We start from the raw sequence: 17,199 nt of genomic DNA, 5'->3' as shown, positions 1-17,199 counted from the left end.
GGCGGGCGGTCCCCCGGACTCTCTCAGGCGCGGTCGGGGGACTTCCGCCAGCGGATGCCCGCGGAGATGAAGCCGTCGAGGTCGCCGTCGAACACGTTGGACGGGTTGTTGACCTCGTGCTCCGTGCGGAGGTCCTTCACCATCTGGTACGGCGCGAGCACGTAGCTGCGCATCTGGTCGCCCCAGCTCGCCGTGATGTTGCCGGCGAGCTCCTTCTTGGTGGCCGCCTCCTGCTCGCGCTGCACGAGGAGCAGGCGCGACTGCAGCACCCGGAGGGCGGCGGCGCGGTTCTGGATCTGGCTCTTCTCGTTCTGGCAGGTGACGACGATGCCGGTCGGCAGGTGGGTGATGCGCACCGCCGAGTCCGTCGTGTTGACGGACTGGCCGCCAGGGCCGGACGAGCGGAAGACGTCGACCCGCATGTCGTTCTCGGGGATGTCGATCGACTCGGTCTGCTCGATGAGCGGAACGACCTCGACGGCGGCGAACGAGGTCTGGCGCTTGCCGGCGGAGTTGAACGGGCTCATGCGCACGAGGCGGTGCGTGCCGGCCTCGACGGAGAGCGTGCCGAAGGCGTAGGGCGCGTCGATCTCGAAGGTCGCCGACTTGATGCCCGCCTCCTCCGCGTACGAGGTGTCGAGCACGGTGGCGGAGTAGTCGTGCTGCTCGGCCCAGCGCAGGTACATGCGCATCAGCATCTCGGCGAAGTCGGCCGCGTCGACGCCACCGGCGCCCGCGCGGATCGTGACGACCGCGGGCCGCGGGTCGAACTCGCCGTTGAGGAGCGTCTGCACCTCGAGCTCGTCCATGATCTTCGTGATGCCCTCGAGCTCGACGACCGCCTCCTCGGCTGACTCCTCGTCGTCCTTGGCCATCTCGACGAGCACGTCGAGGTCGTCGAGGCGGCGCTGCAGCTCGTCGATGCGCTTGAGGTCGGCCTGGCGGTGGCTCAGGTCGCTCGTGACCTTCTGCGCCTTCTCGGTGTCGTCCCAGAGGTCCGGCTCGCCCGCCTGGGCGCTCAGCTCCTCGACCTCCTGCTGCAGGCGCTCCACGCCGATCACCGAGCGGATGTTGGAGTAGGTGTCGCGCAATTCTGTGATCCGCGAAGAGAAGTCCTGGTCGATCATGGTGCCGCCCAGCCTACCGTCCGGCCCGCGGGCGACGTCCGGGGACGGGTCCGCCCGCGCGTAGGCTCGGGGGCGATGTCGACCCCCGATGCCCCCTTCTCCCTCCGCGCGGTCGCGCTCCCGGCGCTGCTCCCCGCGCTCCTCTTCTCCATCGGCGAGGGGGCGATCATCCCCATCATCCCGATCGTCGCGGGCAGCCTCGGCGCCTCGCTCGCGATCGCCGCGTTCATCGGCGGCATGATCATGCTCGGCGAGCTCGTCGGCGACATCCCGAGCGGATCCGTGGTGAGCCGCATCGGCGAGCGGACCGCCATGATCGGCGCGGCCTTCGTCTCCATCGGCGGCCTGGTGCTGTGCCTCCTCGCGCCGAACCCGCTCGTGCTCGGCGTGGGCGTCTTCCTCATCGGCGTCTCGACGGCCGTGTTCGCGCTCGCCCGGCACGCGTTCATGACGAGCTTCGTGCCGCAGGCGTACCGCGCCCGCGCGCTGTCCACGCTCGGCGGCACGTTCCGCGCCGGGTACTTCGTGGGTCCGTTCCTCGCGGCCGCGGTGATCCACCTGACGGGGGCGTCGCAGTCGGCGTTCGTGATCCACATCGTCGCGTGCCTCGCGGCAGCCGTGACGCTGCTCGTACTGCCCGACCCCATGGACGTCGTGCGCCGCAACCGCGCGGCCGACCTGCAGAGCGCCGCGCCCGCGACCGCCGGCGAGCCGCAGGACGACGAGTCGGTCGGCGCGACCGCGGGCACCGCTCCCCCGGCGCGCGAGTCGGCGGGCCTCGCGCAGACGCTGTGGCGATTCAAGGGCGTGCTCGTGAAGCTCGGATCCGGCGCCGCGCTCATCGGCGCGATGCGCGCGGGCCGGGGCGTGCTCCTGCCCCTGTGGGCGGTGAGCATCGGCATCTCGGACGCGAACACGGCGCTCATCATCGGCATCGCGGGCGGCGTGGACTTCGCCCTCTTCTACGCGAGCGGCCAGATCATGGACCGCTTCGGCCGCCTCTGGAGCGCCGTGCCGTCGATGGTCGGGCTCGGCCTCGGCTACCTCGTGCTCGCGTTCACGCCGGACCTGCCGACGAGCGTGCAGTGGTTCATCGGCGTGGCCATGTTCATGTCGGTCGCGAACGGAGTGGGCTCGGGGATCCTCATGACCCTCGGCGCCGACCTCGCCCCCCGCGAGGATCCGGCCCCCTTCCTCGGCGCCTGGCGCTTCACGGGCGACGCCGGCAGCGCCGCCTCCCCGCTCCTCATCGCCGCCCTCACCTCCGCCGCGTCGCTCGCCGTCGCCAGCGGCGTGATGGGCGTGCTCGGGCTCATCGGCGCGGGGATCCTCGTGCGCTACGTCCCCCGGTACGTGCCGCGGAAACCGCGGCCGACGGCCTGAGTCGCGCAGCGTTCGGCGGGCCGCCTCCGTCACCCGCCTCCTGCCGGTCCCGGCGTGGCGGCACCCGGGCCGACGAGCACGCTGCGCGCGGTGCTGGTGACGTCGATGCGCACGCCGTCGGGCGCGAACAGGGAGGCCACCGGCGGGATCCACGTCGCCGACAGGGTGACCCTGGCGCTCCGGCCATCCGGCGTAGTCGCCGCGTCGACGTGGAGGTCGTGGAGACCCGCGGTCGGCTCGTCGGCCAGGAACCCCTCGACGGTGGAGGCGACGCCCGCGTCCGTGAGGGGCGGGAGTGCGATCCCGTCGTCGTCGGCCGCGATCGGCGCCGGTGCGTCGCCGTCCACGTCGAACGACTCCGCGCCTGCCAGCGCCGCCGCGTCGGCCAGGGAGAAGAGGCGGACGCGCTCGAGGTAGAGCGAGGACGCGGCCGAGACCATGAGGATCACGGCGAGGCCGAGCGCGCACGAGGCGATCACGAGCGGCAGGATCGAGCCCTCGTCGTCCGCCGCGGCCGGCCCGACGCCCCGCGCGACACGTGGGAGGCGTCGGCGCCGCGCGCCCCTCATCGTCCTCCTCGGGCGAAGACGGAGACGCGCTCGTCGGCGTCGCCGTGGACCGCGACGGATCCCGGCGCGTCCGGCCCGGCGACCGGAGGGGCCAGCGGCAGCTCGGCGGCGACGCGGACGGACACGTGCACGAGCGAGCGCGGCGCATGGCAGCTCTGCGGGTCCGGCGCGCACGTGATGTCGAGGGCGATGCCGTCGGGGGCGATCCCCTGGTCGGCGAGCGCGACCTCGACCGCCGACCGCGCCTCCCGGCGCCCGGTCTCGTCGTCGTCCGCGCGGACGTACACGCGGGCCGCCTGCCGCGCGGCCCCCTCCGTGCCGAGCACCGCGCCCTGGATCGCGGACAGGGCGAGGACGAGGTAGACGAGCGGGACGAGGAGGAGGACTCCCGCGGTGATGAACTCGAGCGCAGCGGAGCCACGATCGTCAGCCCAGGCGCTCCACGGCCGCATGGCCCGTCACCTCCAGCCCGCGGTCGACGCCCAGGAGTCCGATGAGCGGCAGCGTCGTGCGGACGGTCACGCTCACCACGGCGTGGCCGAGGACGGTGCCGGTGCCCGCCGTCACGTCCTGCGCGTAGCGCTCGCCCACGGCCGCGGTGATGAGCTCGCGCGTGCGCTCGACGCCCTCGGCCCGGGTGGCTCCGGCGAGCGCCGCGGTGCGCGCCCCCTCGGCCGCCGCGTCGAGGACGGTCGTCCGCACGTGGAGCGCGAGCGCCAGCTGGACCACGGACAGGGCGAGGACGACGAGCAGCGCACCGACCATGACGAACTCGGCGGGCGCCGAGCCGCGGTCGTCGCGCATCAGAACGACGTGACCCTGTTGATGGCCTGGGTGAACACGTTCTGCAGCAGGGGTCCCGCGACGCCCCACAGGATGATGACGAGCCCGGCCGTCATCAGCGTGATGAGCACCCAGCCGGGCACGTCGCCGCGGTCGTCGTCCCAGGGGCCGGGTGTCGCCTGGTGGTCGTGGGTGCCTCGTTCGTCGGTCATGGGTGCCTCTCGGTCGGTGTCGGGCGGTGGATGGGTCGGCGTCTGCGCTACAGCCCGAGCTGCAGGACGAAGACGCCGGGGAACAGGGCGAAGACGATGGTGAGCGGGAGGATCAGGAACACCAGGGGCACGAGCATCCCCACCTCCTTGCGGCCGGCGCTCTCGAGGAGCTCGCGCTTGGCGACCTCGCGCGCGTCCTGGGCCTGCGCGCGGAGGACCTCGGCGAGCGGGGTGCCGCGCTCGAGGGATCCGGCGAGCTGGTCGACGAGGCGGGACACGGCGGGGAGGGCCAGGCGCGTGGCGAGGTCGTCGAACGCGCGGGTGACGGGGATCCCCGTGCCGACGTCGGCGACCACGCGCCCCAGCTCCCCCGCGAGCTCGCCCGAGCCGACGCGGGCCACGCGACGGAGGGCGTCGAGCAGCCCCTCCCCCGCGGCGAGGCTGAGCGCGAGGAACTCCAGCACCGTGGGCAGCTCCGCCTGGATGCGCGCGACCCGCCGCTTCGCGCGCCGTTCGAGCGCGGAGTCGCAGGCGACCAGCCCCGCGACGGCCGCGACGACGGGCACGGCGACCAGCTGGGTCTGCGGCAGCCCTCCCGCCGCGACGGCGGCGCCGCCCACCAGGGCCGCGATCACGATGCCGGCGGCGGTCCCGAGCACGAGCCCCACCAGCTGACGCGACCGGTGCCGCTCCACGTCCTCGGTCGAGCCCGACTGCCCGAGCAGCCGCTCGATGCGCTCGGTGCCGCCGAGCACGCGCGCCAGGCCGCGCCGCAGCGGGACCACCGCCGGCGCACCGAGGGTGCCGAGGACCGGCAGCGGATGCACCGTGGTGAGCGACAGGTGCCGACGCGCGCCCTCCGACACGTCGAGCACGTGCGGGGCGACGCGATCCAGGAGGCGCGCGCGTCGGAAGCGCGGCACGGCGCCCATCATCGTCCAGAGGCCCACGCCCGCGACGAGGCCGAGGACGGCGCCCCACGACTCGACCCCCGTCACGCGAACCACCTGTGGTCCTCGGGCAACCGCCCGAGGGCGAGCATGAGCCGGTAGGCGATCGCGGACACGACGAGCCCGACGACGATGACGACGGTCCCCGCCGGGGTGTCGTAGGCGGCCACCGCCTCCGATCGCGTGGACAGCAGGGCGAGGATGATCCACGGCGCCGCGACGCCGAGCTTGGCCGCGTTCACCACCCACGACTGCCGCGCCTCGGCCTCGCTCCGGATCGCGGCCTCCTCGCGGAGGAACCGGGCGAGACCGCGGAGCACGTCCGGGAGCTGGGTGCCGCCCACCTCGCGCGCCATGCGCAGCGTCTCGAGGATGCGGTCGGCCGTCGGATCCGCCAGCTGCTCCTTGAGCTCGTCCAGCGCCACGGCGAAGCTGCCGGTCGTGCGATGTACGGACGCGAAGTCCCGGAAGGCCGGCCGCAGCACGGCGGGCCCCGCGACGGCGAGCGACGCCACCGCGTCCGGCAGGCCCATGCCCGCGCGGACCGCGCTCACGAGGTGGTCGACGACGTCGGGCCAGACCTCCCGATGGGCCCGACGGCGGGAGGCGGACCGGGCGCCCACCACCGCCCACGGGAGCACGAGGCCGGTGGCCGCGGCGGCGAGCGCTGCGCCGTCGACGTGCAGCAGCGCCTCCGTCAGCACCCCTGCCCCCAGACCGACGAGCCCGGACACGGCGAGGAAGGAGCTGACCGACACCCGGGCCAGTCCCGCGTGGGTGAGCCGGTCGTGCACGGACGCCGTGAGCCCGCGCCCGCTCGACGACCCGTCGGGAGCGCTCGGCCACAGGCGCGGGGAGATCAGGAGCAGGAGGCCGGCGCCGAGCGCGAGGCCGAGGGCGACGCTCACGGCGCTCCCACCAGGATCCGCAGCGGGTCGAGCCCGGCCGCGCGGTACTTGCCGAGGTGCGCGGGCTGTCCTCCCGTGGCGGTCAGGACGCCGTCCTCGAGGGCGAAGACCGAGCTCGCCTCGATGACCATGCCCGAGTGCCGACCGCCGGGCGCGAGGATCTCGACCACCCGACGGGCGCCGGACGGCAGGACCTCGAGGTGCACGACGAGGTCGACGGACGTCGCGACGGTCGGCACGACGAAGGCGGAGTCGATGTTGCGGCCGGCGAGCAGCGGCAGGGTGCACAGCTTCACGAGCGCCTCGCGCGCGCTGTTCGCGTGGATGGAGCACATGCCCGGGACGCCGGAGTTGAGCGCGATGAGGAGGTCGAGGCACTCCGCCTCGCGCACCTCGCCGACCACGAGCCGGTCGGGCCGCATCCGGAGCGCCTCCTTGATGAGGCGCCGCAGCGTGATCTCGCCCGAGCCCTCGAGGCTCGGCTGGCGGCACTGCATCGCCACGACGTCGCGGCCCGCGGGATCCAGCTCGAAGGTCTCCTCGACCGTCACGATGCGGTCGGAGGTGCGCGCCGAGGAGAGGAGCGCGTCGATCATCGTCGTCTTGCCCGTGTGGGTGGCGCCGCTGACGACGATGGACAGCCCCGCGCGCACGCTCATGCGGAGGAACTCGGCGGCCTGCAGCGGCAGGCTCCCGAGGGCGACCAGGTGGTCGAGGTCGCGGATCCGGCGGGAGAACTTGCGGATGTTGACGGCCCAGTGCCGCCGGGTGACGTCGGGGATGACCACGTGCAGCCGCGACCCGTCGGGCAGCGACGCGTCCACGAAGGGCGTCGACAGGTCCACGCGACGCCCGGAGGACTGGAGCATGCGCTCGACGAGGTCGCGTACCTCCGCGTCCGAGAGGACGAGCGGCGTCAGCTCGGCGACGCCCGCCCGCGCCACGAACACGCGGGTGGGGGCGTTGATCCAGATCTCCTCGATCGTCTCGTCGTCGAGGAGCGGCTGCAGGGCGCCGAAGCCGGTGATCCGCGCGAGGACCTGCCGCTCGGTCGCCGCTTCGTCGTCGAGGAGCCGGGTGTCGGACCCGAGGGCCTGCTCGGCGAACCGCCGGACCTCCTCGCGCACCACGGCCGCCGTGCCCGCGGGGTCCGCGGCCGCCCCGTCGTCCCGCAACCGCTCGCGCACGCGTCCGGCGATGGTGTCGAGGGGGGTCCGCGTCTGCACCCGCACAGGATGCTGATCAGGGGCCGATCCCGTCGGGGTCGTCCACAGGTCGACGCGTCAGCGCCGGCACGGCGGCCTCAGTACCCGAGCTCCGCCTTCGCCGCCGCGTACGCCTCGCGCACCGCGGGCACCCCCGGCGCGTCGAAGACCTCGTCGCCCGCGAGGGGCCACTCGGGGACGCTGCCCGTGAGGATCCACGCGGCCTGCTTCGCGGCGCCGTCGGCGACGAACTCGCCCGCGTCCGGCACGTGGATGGGGACGCCGAAGATGGTGGGCGCGATCTCGCAGACGGCGCGGCTCTTCGCCCCGCCGCCGATGAGGAGCACGCGCTCGACCTCGACCCCCTGGCGCGTGATCGCGTCGAGGCCGTCGGCCAGGCCGCACAGCATGCCCTCGACGTGCGCGCGCGCCATGGTCGCCGGCGTGCTGTTGCGGAGGGTCATGCCGTGGAGGGACGCGGCCGCGTCGGGCAGGTTCGGCGTGCGCTCGCCCTCGAAGTACGGGAGGAGCACGAGGCCGTCGGATCCCGCGGGGGCCTCGAGCGCGAGGTCGGAGAGCCGCGCGTGGTCGACGCCGAGGAGGCGCGCGCCGCCGTCGAGCACGCGGGCGGCGTTGAGGGTCGCGATGAGCGGGAGGTAGTTGCCCGTGGCGTCCGCGAAGCCGGCGACCGTGCCGGAGGCGTCGGTGATGGGGTCCGCGGTGACGGCGAACACCGTGCCCGACGTGCCGATGGAGACCACCACGTCGCCCGGCACCGCGCCGAGGCCGAGCGCGGCCGCGGCGTTGTCGCCCGCGCCAGGGCCGACGGGGATGCCGGCCGGGACGCCGGGGATCCCGTCGCCCGTCACGCCGGCGGACTCGCCGGGCCCGAGCACGCGCGGCAGGCCGACGACGCGGCCGAGCGCGCGCTCCAGGAGGTCGAGGCGGTACTCCCCCGAGACGCTCGACCAGTACGCGGTGCCGCTCGCGTCGGAGCGGTCGGTGGCGAGGGCGGCGAGGTCCGGGGATCCGACGCCGTGGCCGAGGAGGCGCCAGGTCAGCCAGTCGTGCGGGAGGGCGACGGCGGCGACGCGGGCGGCGTTCTCGGGCTCGGCGTCGCGGAGCCAGCGGAGCTTGGTGGCGGTGAAGGACGCGACGGGGACGACGCCCAGGGCGCTCGCCCAGGCGTCGGCGCCGAGCTCGTCGCGGAGATCGGCGGCGGCCTGCGCAGAACGCGTGTCGTTCCAGAGGAGCGCGTCGCGGACGACGGCGCCGGACTCGTCGAGGCAGACCATGCCGTGCTGCTGGCCGCCGACGGAGATGGCGGCGACGTCGTCGAGGCCGCCCGCGTCGGCGACGGCCGCGAGGAGGGCGTCCCACCAGCGGGCCGGATCCACCTCCGTGCCGTCGGGGTGGGACGCGCGGCCGGAGCGCACCAGGGCGCCCGTGTCGAGGTCGCGGACGACCACCTTGCAGCTCTGCGTGGAGGAGTCGATGCCTGCTACGAGTGTCTTCGTTGTCACGATCAACATATTAGGGGGCGTCCTAAGCTGGTCGGGCACCCGCGGGAGTGGTGGAATCGGTAGACACGCAGGATTTAGGTTCCTGTGCTTTCGAGCGTGAGGGTTCAAGTCCCTTCTCCCGCACCAGCGACGGAGCCCGCCACGGGCCTCCTCGCCGCGACGCTCCGACCCGCATCGAGGAGCGCCCGTGGACGAACGCATCCGCCTCTGGACCGAGCCGACCCCCGTGCACCCGGTCCCCCGCCTCGCGGAGGCGCTCGGCCTGCACCGCGAGCGGCTGCTGATGAAGCGCGACGACCTCATCGGCTGGGGCGGCGGAGGGAACAAGGCCAGGAAGCTCGAGCACTCGCTCGGCCGGGCCGTCGCGCGCGGGGCGACCACCGTGGTCACGACAGGGGCTGCGCAGAGCAACCACGCGCGCATGACGGCGGCGGCGGGCGCGTCCCTCGGCCTCGACGTCGTGCTGGTGCTGGAGGGACACGAGGTCGCCGCGCGCGGCAACGTGCTGCTCGACGGACTGTTCGGCGCGCGCATCGAGTGGTCGGGCGACGAGGGTGCGGAGTCGCGCGCCGCGTCCGTCGTCACGGAGCTGGAGGGCGCGGGCGCGCGCGTGCACCGCGTGGCGTTCGGCGGATCCGACGCGCACTCCGTGCAGGGCTTCGTCGACGCGGGGCACGAGCTCACGGCGCAGGTCGGCGCGGTCGACCACGTGGTCGTCGCCCTCGGCTCCGGCGGCACGATGGCCGGACTCGTCGAGGCGCTCGGTCCCGAGCGCGTCCTCGGCGTGCACTGCGGCGCGGTCGCCGAGCCGCGCGCCGTGGTGGCGGGGTTCCTCGCGGAGCGCGGGACGGGGATCCGGGCGGACGCCCTGCGCATCGACGCGGACCGGGTGGGCCCCGGCTACGCCCACCTCACCGACGAGGCCAGGGACGCGCTCGTGCTCGTGGCGCGGACGACGGGGATCCTCCTCGACCCCACCTACACGGCCCGCGCGGCGGCGGGGCTGGCGGCCGCGGCGGCCGATGGATCCATCGGGCCGGACGACCGGGTCGTCCTCTGGCACTCGGGCGGCGTCCCGGGGCTGTTCGGCCACGCCGAGCTCGGCGCCTGACCCGCGGCACGGCCCCCGACCGGGGGTGTCCGGGACTCGGCGCGCTGACGGCGGCTCCCGATACTCTGTGCTCTGCCGCAGGTCGCCACGCTCATCCGTCGCGACCCACCACGACTGGAGCCCCACGTGCACCCCCAGCTCTTCGACTTCCTCGACTCGACGACCCTCATCGAGTCGTTCGGGGGATTCGCCCTCGTCGGGATCTGCCTCATCATCTTCGCCGAGACCGGGCTGCTCTTCGGGTTCCTCTTCCCGGGCGACACGCTCCTCGTCATCGCGGGGCTGACGCTCCCCGGGATCACCGGCATCGACATCTGGTGGGTCTGCCTCGCGATCGCCTTCTCCGCGTTCGCGGGCGGCGAGGTCGGCTACCTCATCGGCCACAAGGCGGGGCCGAAGGTCTTCGAGCGCAAGGACTCGGGCATCTTCAGCCGGCAGAACGTCGTGCGCACCAACGCCTTCTTCGCGCGCTTCGGCGGGCTCGCGGTCATCGCGGCGCGGTTCGTCCCCATCGTCCGGACCTTCGCGCCCATCGCGGCGGGCGTCGGTCACATGGACTACCGCAAGTACTCGTTCTACAACGCGGTCGGCGCGCTCATCTGGGGCGCGGGCCTCACCTTCCTGGGCCACCTGCTCAACGGGTTCCCGCCCATCCGCGACTTCGTCACGCACTACATCGACTACGTGCTCCTCGGCGCGGTCGTCGTCACGCTCGTGCCCACGGCGATCCACTTCCTCCGCGCCCGCAAGCACGCGCGCGACGAGGAGGCGGCCGGCATCCGCCACGACGGCGCGGACCTCGCGCTCGCCCCCGAGAACTTCGACCAGGATCCGTCGAACGACCCGCGCCGCTGAGACGGCGTGATCCGCGGCCGCATGTCGGGGGCCGCCCGGTCAGACGTGGTGGCGGTGCTCGTGCCCGGCGTGCTCCTCGGGCTCCAGCTGGAAGGTGCTGTGCTCGACGTCGAAGTGGTCGTCGAGGCACGAGGACAGCCGGTCGAGCAGCTCGCCCGTGCGGCCCTCGCGGAACACCTCCTGCTCCACGACGACGTGGGCGGTGAACACGGGCGATCCCGAGGTGATGGCCCAGACGTGCACGTCGTGCACCGCGGTCACGCCGGCGGTCTCGAGCAGGTGCGCGCGGATCAGGTCGGTCTCCGTGCCGACGGGCGAGGACTCGGTGAGGACGCGCACCACGTCGCGCAGCAGGACGGCCGCGCGGGGCACGATCAGCGCCGCGATGACGAGCGACGCGATGGCGTCCGCGCGGGCGAAGCCGGTGACCGCGATGACGACGCCCGCGGCGATGGTCGCGACGGATCCGAACGCGTCGCCGAGCACCTCGAGGTACGCGCCGCGCATGTTGATCGACCGCCCCGCTCCCCCGCGGAGCACGAGGAGCGCCCCGACGTTCGCGACCAGGCCGACGCCGGCGGCGAGCAGCATGACGCCGGGGTCGACCTCCGGGCCCTCCGGGGCGAGCAGCCGCTGCACGCCCTGCACCGCGACGTAGCAGGCGACCCCCGCGAGGATGAGGCCGTTGACGAGGGCGCCGAGCACCTCGCCGCGCTGGAAGCCGAAGGTGTGCCGGTCGGTCGCGGGGCGCGCGGCGACGATGGTGGCGACCAGGGCGATGCCGAGGCCGAGCAGGTCGCTGGTCATGTGGCCGGCGTCGGCGAGGAGCGCGAGGGACCCGGAGACGAGCGCGCCGACGACCTCGACCACGAGGACGGCCGCGGTGATCGCGATGGCGACGACGAGGCGACGACGGTCGGTCACGGCCGCGCCGTGGTCGTGCGATCCGTGGCCCATGCGACCACCGTACGGGCGCGCGGGGCCGCGGATCCAGCCGGCGCCGCAGTCGGGAACGAGTCCCGGTCTCAGCAGGGCACCCGGGGCCTCAGCCCTCGCCGAGGAGCTCCCGCCGGACGACGGGCATGATCGCGTCGAACGCGAGCGCGCGGTGGCTGACGCGGTTCTTCTCGTCCGCGGTGAGGGCCGCGGCGCTCGCCCCGCCGGTGGTCGGGCGGAAGATCGGGTCGTAGCCGAAGCCGCCGCCGCCCGCGACCTCGCGGAGCACGGTTCCCTCCCAGACGCCGACCGCGGTGCGCTCGACGAGGCCGTCGGCCGTGGGGACGACGAGGGCCGCTGCGCACGTGAAGCGCGCAGCGCGGTGGGCGTCCGGCACGTCGGACAGCTGCCACAGCAGGAGCTCGAGGTTCTCGCGGCTGTCGCGCGACGGGCCGGACCAGCGCGCCGAGAAGATCCCGGGGGCGCCGCCGAGGATGTCGACTCCGATGCCCGAGTCGTCCGCCAGCGCGGCGCGGCCCGTGTGGAGCGCCGCGGCACGTGCCTTGATGAGCGCGTTCTCCTCGAAGGTCGTGCCGTCCTCCACGGGCTCCGGTCCGTCGTACGCGACGAGGTCGATCCCGTCGAGGCGCGCGCCGAGGATGCGGCGCAGCTCCTCGACCTTGTGGGCGTTGTGGGTGGCGAGGACGAGCGGGATCACGTGCTGGATCCTCAGCGCCCGAGCGCCTGCGCCTGGAGCGCGGTCAGCGTGGTGCCGCCGCCGAGCGCGAGGTCGAGGAGGGCGTCGAGCTCGGCGCGGTCGAAGGGCGCGCCCTCGGCCGTGCCCTGGACCTCGACGAAGGATCCGCTGCCCGTCATGACGACGTTCATGTCGGTCTCCGCGCGCACGTCCTCGACGTACGCGAGGTCGAGCAGGGGCTTCCCGTCGACGATGCCGACCGACACCGCGGCGACGCTGTCCTTCAGGGGCGTGGCGCGCTGCGCGATGAACTTCCTCTCGCGACCCCACTCGAGCGCGTCCGCGAGGGCGACGTAGGCGCCCGTGATCGCGGCGGTGCGCGTGCCGCCGTCGGCCTGCAGCACGTCGCAGTCGATGACGATCGTGTTCTCGCCGAGCGCCTTCATGTCGACGACGGCGCGGAGGCTGCGGCCGATGAGGCGCGAGATCTCGTGGGTGCGTCCGCCGACCTTGCCCTTCACGGCCTCGCGGTCCATGCGCTCGTTCGTGGCGCGCGGGAGCATCGCGTACTCGGCGGTGACCCAGCCCTGGCCGCTGCCGGCCTTCCAGCGCGGGACGCGGTTCGTGAACGAGGCCGTGCAGAGCACGCGGGTCCGCCCGAAGGAGATGAGGGCGGATCCCTCGGCCTGCTCGCTCCAGTTGCGCTCGATGGTGATCTGGCGCAGCTCGTCGGCGGCGCGGCCGTCGTGGCGGGGGGTGTCGTCGGTCATGTGCGGCCTCAGCTCGGGTCGGGGATGGACGGGGTGCTGGACGCGTCCGGGGGCGTCGCCGCCTCCGGTCGCGTCCGGCGGGGAAGGGGGATGGCACCGGTCTCGACCAGCTCGACGTGCGTGACGCCGGAGCCGAGCATGCGGTGCGCGAGCGCCTCGAAGTCGGACGCGCTGCCGCCCGTGGCCTCGTAGCGGATCACCGGGGGCGCGTCGGAGCGGCGCTCGAGGCCCGCGGACACGAGCTCCCGGTACACGTCCTTGGCGGTCTCGGTGTCGCTCGAGACGAGGGTCACGTCGGGGCCCATGAGGAGCGAGATCGCGCCCTCGAGGAACGGGTAGTGCGTGCAGCCGAGCACGAGCGTGTCGACGCCGGCGTCCTTCAGCGGCGCGAGGTACCGCTCGGCCGCCGTCATCAGCTCGGGACCCGACGTGATGCCGCGCTCGACGAAGCCGACGAAGTCGGGCGCCTCGGCGGAGGTGAGCGCGAGGTGGGGCGCGGCGGCGAACGCGTCGTCGTAGGCGCGGCTCGTGACGGTGGCGTGCGTCGCGATGACCCCGACGCGGTGGTTCCGCGTGACGCTCACGGCCGTGCGGACGGCCGGCTGGATCACCTCCACCACGGGGATGTCGTAGCGCTCGCGGGCATCGCGCAGCATCGCCGCGGACGCCGTGTTGCAGGCGATGACCAGCATCTTGACGCCGCGCTCGACCAGGTCGTCGAGCACCGCGAGCGCGTAGCGGCGCACGTCCGCGATGGGCTTGTCGCCGTAGGGCGTGTGCGCCGTGTCGCCGATGTAGATGATGGACTCGCGCGGCAGGAGCGCGGCGACCGCGCGTGCCACGGTGAGGCCGCCGACGCCGGAGTCGAAGATCCCGATCGGCGCGTCGCTCATCCCGCCAGCCTACCGGCGGGCCCGCATGCGACCGGGGTCGGAGCCCGACGGCGCGGTCACAGCGACCGCCGCGCGTCCTCCTGCGCGACCAGCTCCGGCAGGTCCTTCAGCCGCCCAAGCCCCGCGAGCGGCTGCGCCATGCGCGCGTTGCCGCGGAGCCGCTCCCGGTTCCGGTCGAGGAACCACCAGTACCCGGCCGTGTACGGGCACGCCGTGGGGCCGACGCGCACCTTCGGATCGAACGGGCAGCCCCCGCAGTGGTCCGACATGCGGTCGATGTAGGCGCCCCCTCCCGCGTAGGGCTTGGTCGCCATGCGGCCGCCGTCCGCGTGCAGCGCCATCCCCACGACGTTCGCCGGCATGACCCACGGCGTGCCGTCGACGAACGAGTCGATGAACCAGTCGTTCATGGCCGCCGGGTCGTAGCCGCGCTGGAGGGCGAGGTTGCCGAGGATCATGAGCCGCTCGATGTGGTGCGCCCACCCGTGCGTGCGCACCTTGTCGACGACGTGCGACAGGCAGGCCGCCTCGATGCCCGACGCGTCGAGCTCCTGCAGCGCGGTCGGCACATCGCGGTGCGCGTCGAGCCGGTTCTGCGACGTGTAGTCGTCCTCGAAGGCCCAGTAGAGGTGCCAGACGTAGTCGCGCCAGCCCATGACCTGCCGCACGATGCCCTCGACGCTCTGGATGGGCGCCCGGCCCACCGCGTGCTCGGCCGTGATGCGCTCGATGACGTCCGCCGGATCCAGCACGCCCATGTTCATGGTCGCGCTCAGCAGCGAGTGCGCCATGGTCCAGTCGCCCGCGAGCGACGCGTCCTCGAACGGGCCGAAGTCGTTGAGGCGGCTCGCCACGAAGTCCTCGAGCGCGAGGCGCCCCTCCTCCGGCGTGACCGCGAAGCGCCGGGACCCGTCCTCGCCGACGAAGCGCATGAGCCCCTTCCGCTCCCACTCGTCGAGATCGGCGCGGACCTCGGCGTCGATCTCGTCCTCCTCCGGCCACCACGGCTCGGGCAGGCCGAGGCTCGCGGCGCCCTTCGGGGGGCGCTCCCTGTTGTCGTGGTCGTAGTTCCAGCGGCCGCCGACCGGGTCGTCGCCGTCCATGAGGATCCCCGTGCGGGCGCGCGACCACCGGTAGAAGTCCTCCATGACGAGGCGGTTCGACGTGCGGCCCGCCATCCACTCGGCGAACTCCTGCTCGCTCGTGACGAAGCCGCGGCTCGGCAGCACCTGCGCCCCGATCTCCGCGACGAGGCGCCGGAGCCCGCGGGACGTGGGGTCGATGACCTCGAGGTCGTCCCGGCCCTCCACGATCTCGCGGTAGTGGTCCACCTGGTGGAACTCGACCCGGTCACCGAGCGCCCGCGCGCGGTGACGGATGCCCGACAGGATGAGGTGCGCCTTCGCCCGGTGGTACGGCCTCCGCGCGAGCAGCCCCCGCGACTCGATGAGCAGCATCGGCCCGCCGTCGTCGAAGTGGTCGCCCAGCTGGTCGGCGAGGATCCATCGCGTGCGCTCCATGGCACGAACCTAGGCCCCGCCCCCGTCATCGTCCCGGTCCGTGCGCCACGCGGATCGGTCCGCCGGAGGGGCGCCGCCCTAGGCTGGGCTGCGTGACCCAGGCGACCTCCCTCCTCACCGACCGGTACGAGCTCACGATGCTCGACGCAGCGCTGAAGGCGGGCACCCACGACCGCCAGTGCGTCTTCGAGTGCTTCGCCCGTCGCCTGCCGAGCGGTCGCCGCTTCGGCGTCGTCGCCGGCACGGGACGCCTGCTGGAGCTCATCCGCGACTTCCGCTTCGGCGACGCCGAGCTCGAGTACCTCCGCTCCGAGCGCGTCGTCGGCGAGGAGGCGCTCGCCTGGCTCGCCGACTACCGGTTCCGCGGCCGCATCACGGGCTACCGCGAGGGCGAGGTGTACTTCCCCGGGTCGCCCCTGCTGACGGTCGAGGCCCCCTTCGCCGACGGCGTGATCCTCGAGACGCTCATCCTCAGCGTCCTCAACTACGACTCCGCGGTGGCCAGCGCCGCGGCCCGCATGGTGCAGGTCGCCGGCGGCCGCCCGCTCGCCGAGATGGGATCCCGCCGCACCGGCGAGCGCTCGGCCGTCGCCGCCGCGCGCGCCGCCTTCATCGCGGGCTTCAGCGCCACCTCGAACCTCGAGGCGGGCCGCACCTGGGGCGTCCCGACCATGGGCACCGCCGCCCACTCCTTCACGCTCCTCCACGACACGGAGGAGCAGGCGTTCCGGGCGCAGGTCGAGGCGCTCGGCGCCGGGACGACCCTCCTCGTCGACACGTACGACGTGAAGCAGGGCGTGGAGACCGCGGTCCGCGTCGCCGGTCCCGGGCTCGGCGCCGTCCGGCTCGACTCGGGCGACCTCCCGGTGCTCGTCGGCGAGGTGCGCGCGCAGCTCGACGCGCTGGGCGCCACGGGGACCCGGATCACCGTCACGAACGACCTCGACGAGCACGGCATCGCCGGGCTCGCCGCGTCGCCGGTCGACTCCTACGGCGTCGGGACCTCCCTCGTCACCGGATCCGGTGCCCCGGCCGCCGGCATGGTGTTCAAGCTCGTCGCGCATCGCGACGCGGTCGGCCAGGGCGAGTGGGTGGCCGTGGCCAAGCGCTCCACGGGCAAGCAGAGCCGCGGCGGTCTGAAGGGCGCGCTGCGCCGGCACGACGCCCGGGGCGTCGCCAGCTCGGAGCTCGTCACCGTCGGGCCGCACCCGCAGCCCCTCCCCGGCGACCGCGACCTCGTGGTCACGCTGGCGGAGGACGGCGAGCCGGATCCGCGCTGGCTCGCCCGCGAGGGCACCGCCGCGGCCCGGGAGCACCACGCCCGCGTCGTCCGCGACCTCCCGGCGCAGGCGTTCCGCCTCCGGGCCGGCGACCCGGCGATCCCGACCGCGGAGGGCCAGGCCGTCTGACGCGGAGCGCGCCGCCGACGGGTCCTACTCGGGCTTCATGTTCTCGTAGATGCGCTTGCAGTCGGGGCAGACCGGGAACTTCTCCGGGTCGCGGCCGGGCAGCCACTTCTTGCCGCAGAGGGCCTTCACGGGCTTCCCGCTGATCGCGGACTCGAGGATCTTGTCCTTCTTCACGTAGTGCGAGAAGCGCTCGTGATCACCGGGCTCGATCGTCTCCTGCTCGAGGAGCTCCTCGAGCTCGCGGTCGAGGGTGTCGGTGCCGCCGCCCTGCGCGGGACGACCGGGGTCCTGTTCGATGCTGAGGATGACCATGGCACCAGTCTACTTTTCCCCCGCGCCGGCACCGCG

The 17,199-nt window shown here is 73.9% G+C and carries 19 protein-coding genes and 1 tRNA gene; 5 read left to right on the top strand and 15 right to left on the bottom strand.

Annotation, left to right across the window (positions count from 1 at the left end; genetic code table 11):
• Nucleotides 1-23: 23 nt before the first annotated feature.
• Nucleotides 24-1,127, bottom strand: coding sequence for a peptide chain release factor 2 (gene prfB / locus BFL37_RS08075; protein WP_086514626.1), 1,104 nt, complete (start codon nucleotides 1,125-1,127; stop codon nucleotides 24-26).
• 75 nt (nucleotides 1,128-1,202) lie between these two features.
• On the opposite strand from prfB, the gene BFL37_RS08070 reads away from it, so the two are divergent.
• On the top strand, nucleotides 1,203-2,510 hold the full coding sequence (locus BFL37_RS08070; protein WP_086514625.1) for an MFS transporter: 1,308 nt from the start codon (nucleotides 1,203-1,205) through the stop codon (nucleotides 2,508-2,510).
• Nucleotides 2,511-2,539: 29 nt separating this feature from the next.
• Here the strand turns inward: BFL37_RS08070 and BFL37_RS08065 are convergent, their stop codons facing one another.
• From BFL37_RS08065 to xylB, 8 genes are all read right to left on the bottom strand, one after another.
• Complete coding sequence (locus BFL37_RS08065; protein WP_086514624.1) at nucleotides 2,540-3,079, bottom strand: pilus assembly protein TadG-related protein; 540 nt, start codon at nucleotides 3,077-3,079, stop codon at nucleotides 2,540-2,542.
• On the bottom strand, nucleotides 3,076-3,531 hold the full coding sequence (locus BFL37_RS08060; protein ID WP_086514623.1) for a hypothetical protein: 456 nt from the start codon (nucleotides 3,529-3,531) through the stop codon (nucleotides 3,076-3,078). The genes BFL37_RS08065 and BFL37_RS08060 overlap by 4 nt, the downstream gene beginning before the upstream one ends.
• Nucleotides 3,506-3,883 (bottom strand): TadE/TadG family type IV pilus assembly protein, encoded by a 378-nt coding sequence (locus BFL37_RS08055; protein ID WP_086514622.1) that lies wholly within the window; start codon nucleotides 3,881-3,883, stop codon nucleotides 3,506-3,508. Before BFL37_RS08055 ends, BFL37_RS08060 begins: the two co-directional genes overlap by 26 nt.
• Nucleotides 3,883-4,074 (bottom strand): hypothetical protein, encoded by a 192-nt coding sequence (locus BFL37_RS08050; RefSeq protein WP_086514621.1) that lies wholly within the window; start codon nucleotides 4,072-4,074, stop codon nucleotides 3,883-3,885. The genes BFL37_RS08055 and BFL37_RS08050 overlap by 1 nt, the downstream gene beginning before the upstream one ends.
• 47 nt (nucleotides 4,075-4,121) lie before the next feature.
• A complete protein-coding gene (locus tag BFL37_RS08045) occupies nucleotides 4,122-5,072 on the bottom strand; it encodes a type II secretion system F family protein (RefSeq protein WP_086514620.1) in 951 nt (316 codons plus the stop codon).
• Nucleotides 5,069-5,932, bottom strand: a complete 864-nt coding sequence (locus tag BFL37_RS08040; protein ID WP_086514619.1) for a type II secretion system F family protein — start codon at nucleotides 5,930-5,932, stop codon at nucleotides 5,069-5,071. Before BFL37_RS08040 ends, BFL37_RS08045 begins: the two co-directional genes overlap by 4 nt.
• The gene (locus BFL37_RS08035; RefSeq protein WP_086514618.1) at nucleotides 5,929-7,164 is read right to left on the bottom strand and encodes a CpaF family protein; all 1,236 of its coding nucleotides are present in this window, start codon (nucleotides 7,162-7,164) and stop codon (nucleotides 5,929-5,931) included. Before BFL37_RS08035 ends, BFL37_RS08040 begins: the two co-directional genes overlap by 4 nt.
• A 71-nt stretch (nucleotides 7,165-7,235) precedes the next feature.
• On the bottom strand, nucleotides 7,236-8,669 hold the full coding sequence (gene xylB, locus BFL37_RS08030; protein ID WP_086514617.1) for a xylulokinase: 1,434 nt from the start codon (nucleotides 8,667-8,669) through the stop codon (nucleotides 7,236-7,238).
• Between the two features lie 32 nt (nucleotides 8,670-8,701).
• Between xylB and BFL37_RS08025 the strand changes: the two genes are divergently transcribed.
• From BFL37_RS08025 to BFL37_RS08015, 3 genes are all read left to right on the top strand, one after another.
• A tRNA-Leu gene (locus BFL37_RS08025) sits at nucleotides 8,702-8,786 on the top strand.
• 61 nt (nucleotides 8,787-8,847) lie between these two features.
• On the top strand, nucleotides 8,848-9,771 hold the full coding sequence (locus tag BFL37_RS08020) for a D-cysteine desulfhydrase family protein (protein ID WP_086514616.1): 924 nt from the start codon (nucleotides 8,848-8,850) through the stop codon (nucleotides 9,769-9,771).
• Nucleotides 9,772-9,897: 126 nt separating this feature from the next.
• Nucleotides 9,898-10,626, top strand: a complete 729-nt coding sequence (locus BFL37_RS08015) for a DedA family protein (RefSeq protein WP_086514615.1) — start codon at nucleotides 9,898-9,900, stop codon at nucleotides 10,624-10,626.
• A gap of 39 nt (nucleotides 10,627-10,665) precedes the next feature.
• Here the strand turns inward: BFL37_RS08015 and BFL37_RS08010 are convergent, their stop codons facing one another.
• The 5 genes from BFL37_RS08010 to BFL37_RS07990 form a co-directional block, all read right to left on the bottom strand.
• Nucleotides 10,666-11,583, bottom strand: coding sequence for a cation diffusion facilitator family transporter (locus BFL37_RS08010; RefSeq protein WP_086514614.1), 918 nt, complete (start codon nucleotides 11,581-11,583; stop codon nucleotides 10,666-10,668).
• An 88-nt stretch (nucleotides 11,584-11,671) separates the two neighbouring features.
• A complete protein-coding gene (rdgB, locus tag BFL37_RS08005) occupies nucleotides 11,672-12,280 on the bottom strand; it encodes an RdgB/HAM1 family non-canonical purine NTP pyrophosphatase (protein ID WP_086514613.1) in 609 nt (202 codons plus the stop codon).
• An 11-nt stretch (nucleotides 12,281-12,291) separates the two neighbouring features.
• Nucleotides 12,292-13,029: a ribonuclease PH gene (rph, locus tag BFL37_RS08000; protein ID WP_086514612.1), complete on the bottom strand. Its 738-nt coding sequence runs from the start codon at nucleotides 13,027-13,029 to the stop codon at nucleotides 12,292-12,294.
• Between the two features lie 8 nt (nucleotides 13,030-13,037).
• Nucleotides 13,038-13,922 (bottom strand): glutamate racemase, encoded by an 885-nt coding sequence (murI, locus tag BFL37_RS07995; RefSeq protein WP_086514611.1) that lies wholly within the window; start codon nucleotides 13,920-13,922, stop codon nucleotides 13,038-13,040.
• Nucleotides 13,923-13,978: 56 nt separating this feature from the next.
• Nucleotides 13,979-15,442: a cryptochrome/photolyase family protein gene (locus BFL37_RS07990; RefSeq protein ID WP_086514610.1), complete on the bottom strand. Its 1,464-nt coding sequence runs from the start codon at nucleotides 15,440-15,442 to the stop codon at nucleotides 13,979-13,981.
• A gap of 92 nt (nucleotides 15,443-15,534) precedes the next feature.
• On the opposite strand from BFL37_RS07990, the gene BFL37_RS07985 reads away from it, so the two are divergent.
• On the top strand, nucleotides 15,535-16,851 hold the full coding sequence (locus BFL37_RS07985; protein WP_086514609.1) for a nicotinate phosphoribosyltransferase: 1,317 nt from the start codon (nucleotides 15,535-15,537) through the stop codon (nucleotides 16,849-16,851).
• 24 nt (nucleotides 16,852-16,875) lie between these two features.
• Here BFL37_RS07985 and BFL37_RS07980 read toward each other — a convergent pair whose 3' ends face one another.
• Entirely contained in the window at nucleotides 16,876-17,163 is a 288-nt protein-coding gene (locus tag BFL37_RS07980; RefSeq protein ID WP_086514608.1) for a DUF3039 domain-containing protein, read from the bottom strand.
• Nucleotides 17,164-17,199: the final 36 nt, after the last annotated feature.

Origin of the sequence: Clavibacter michiganensis (assembly GCF_002151125.1) — a bacterium.
GTDB lineage: Bacteria > Actinomycetota > Actinomycetes > Actinomycetales > Microbacteriaceae > Clavibacter > Clavibacter michiganensis_C.
The sequence above is the reverse complement of the archived record's forward strand: the minus strand, read 5'-3'. Positions and strand labels throughout refer to the sequence as shown.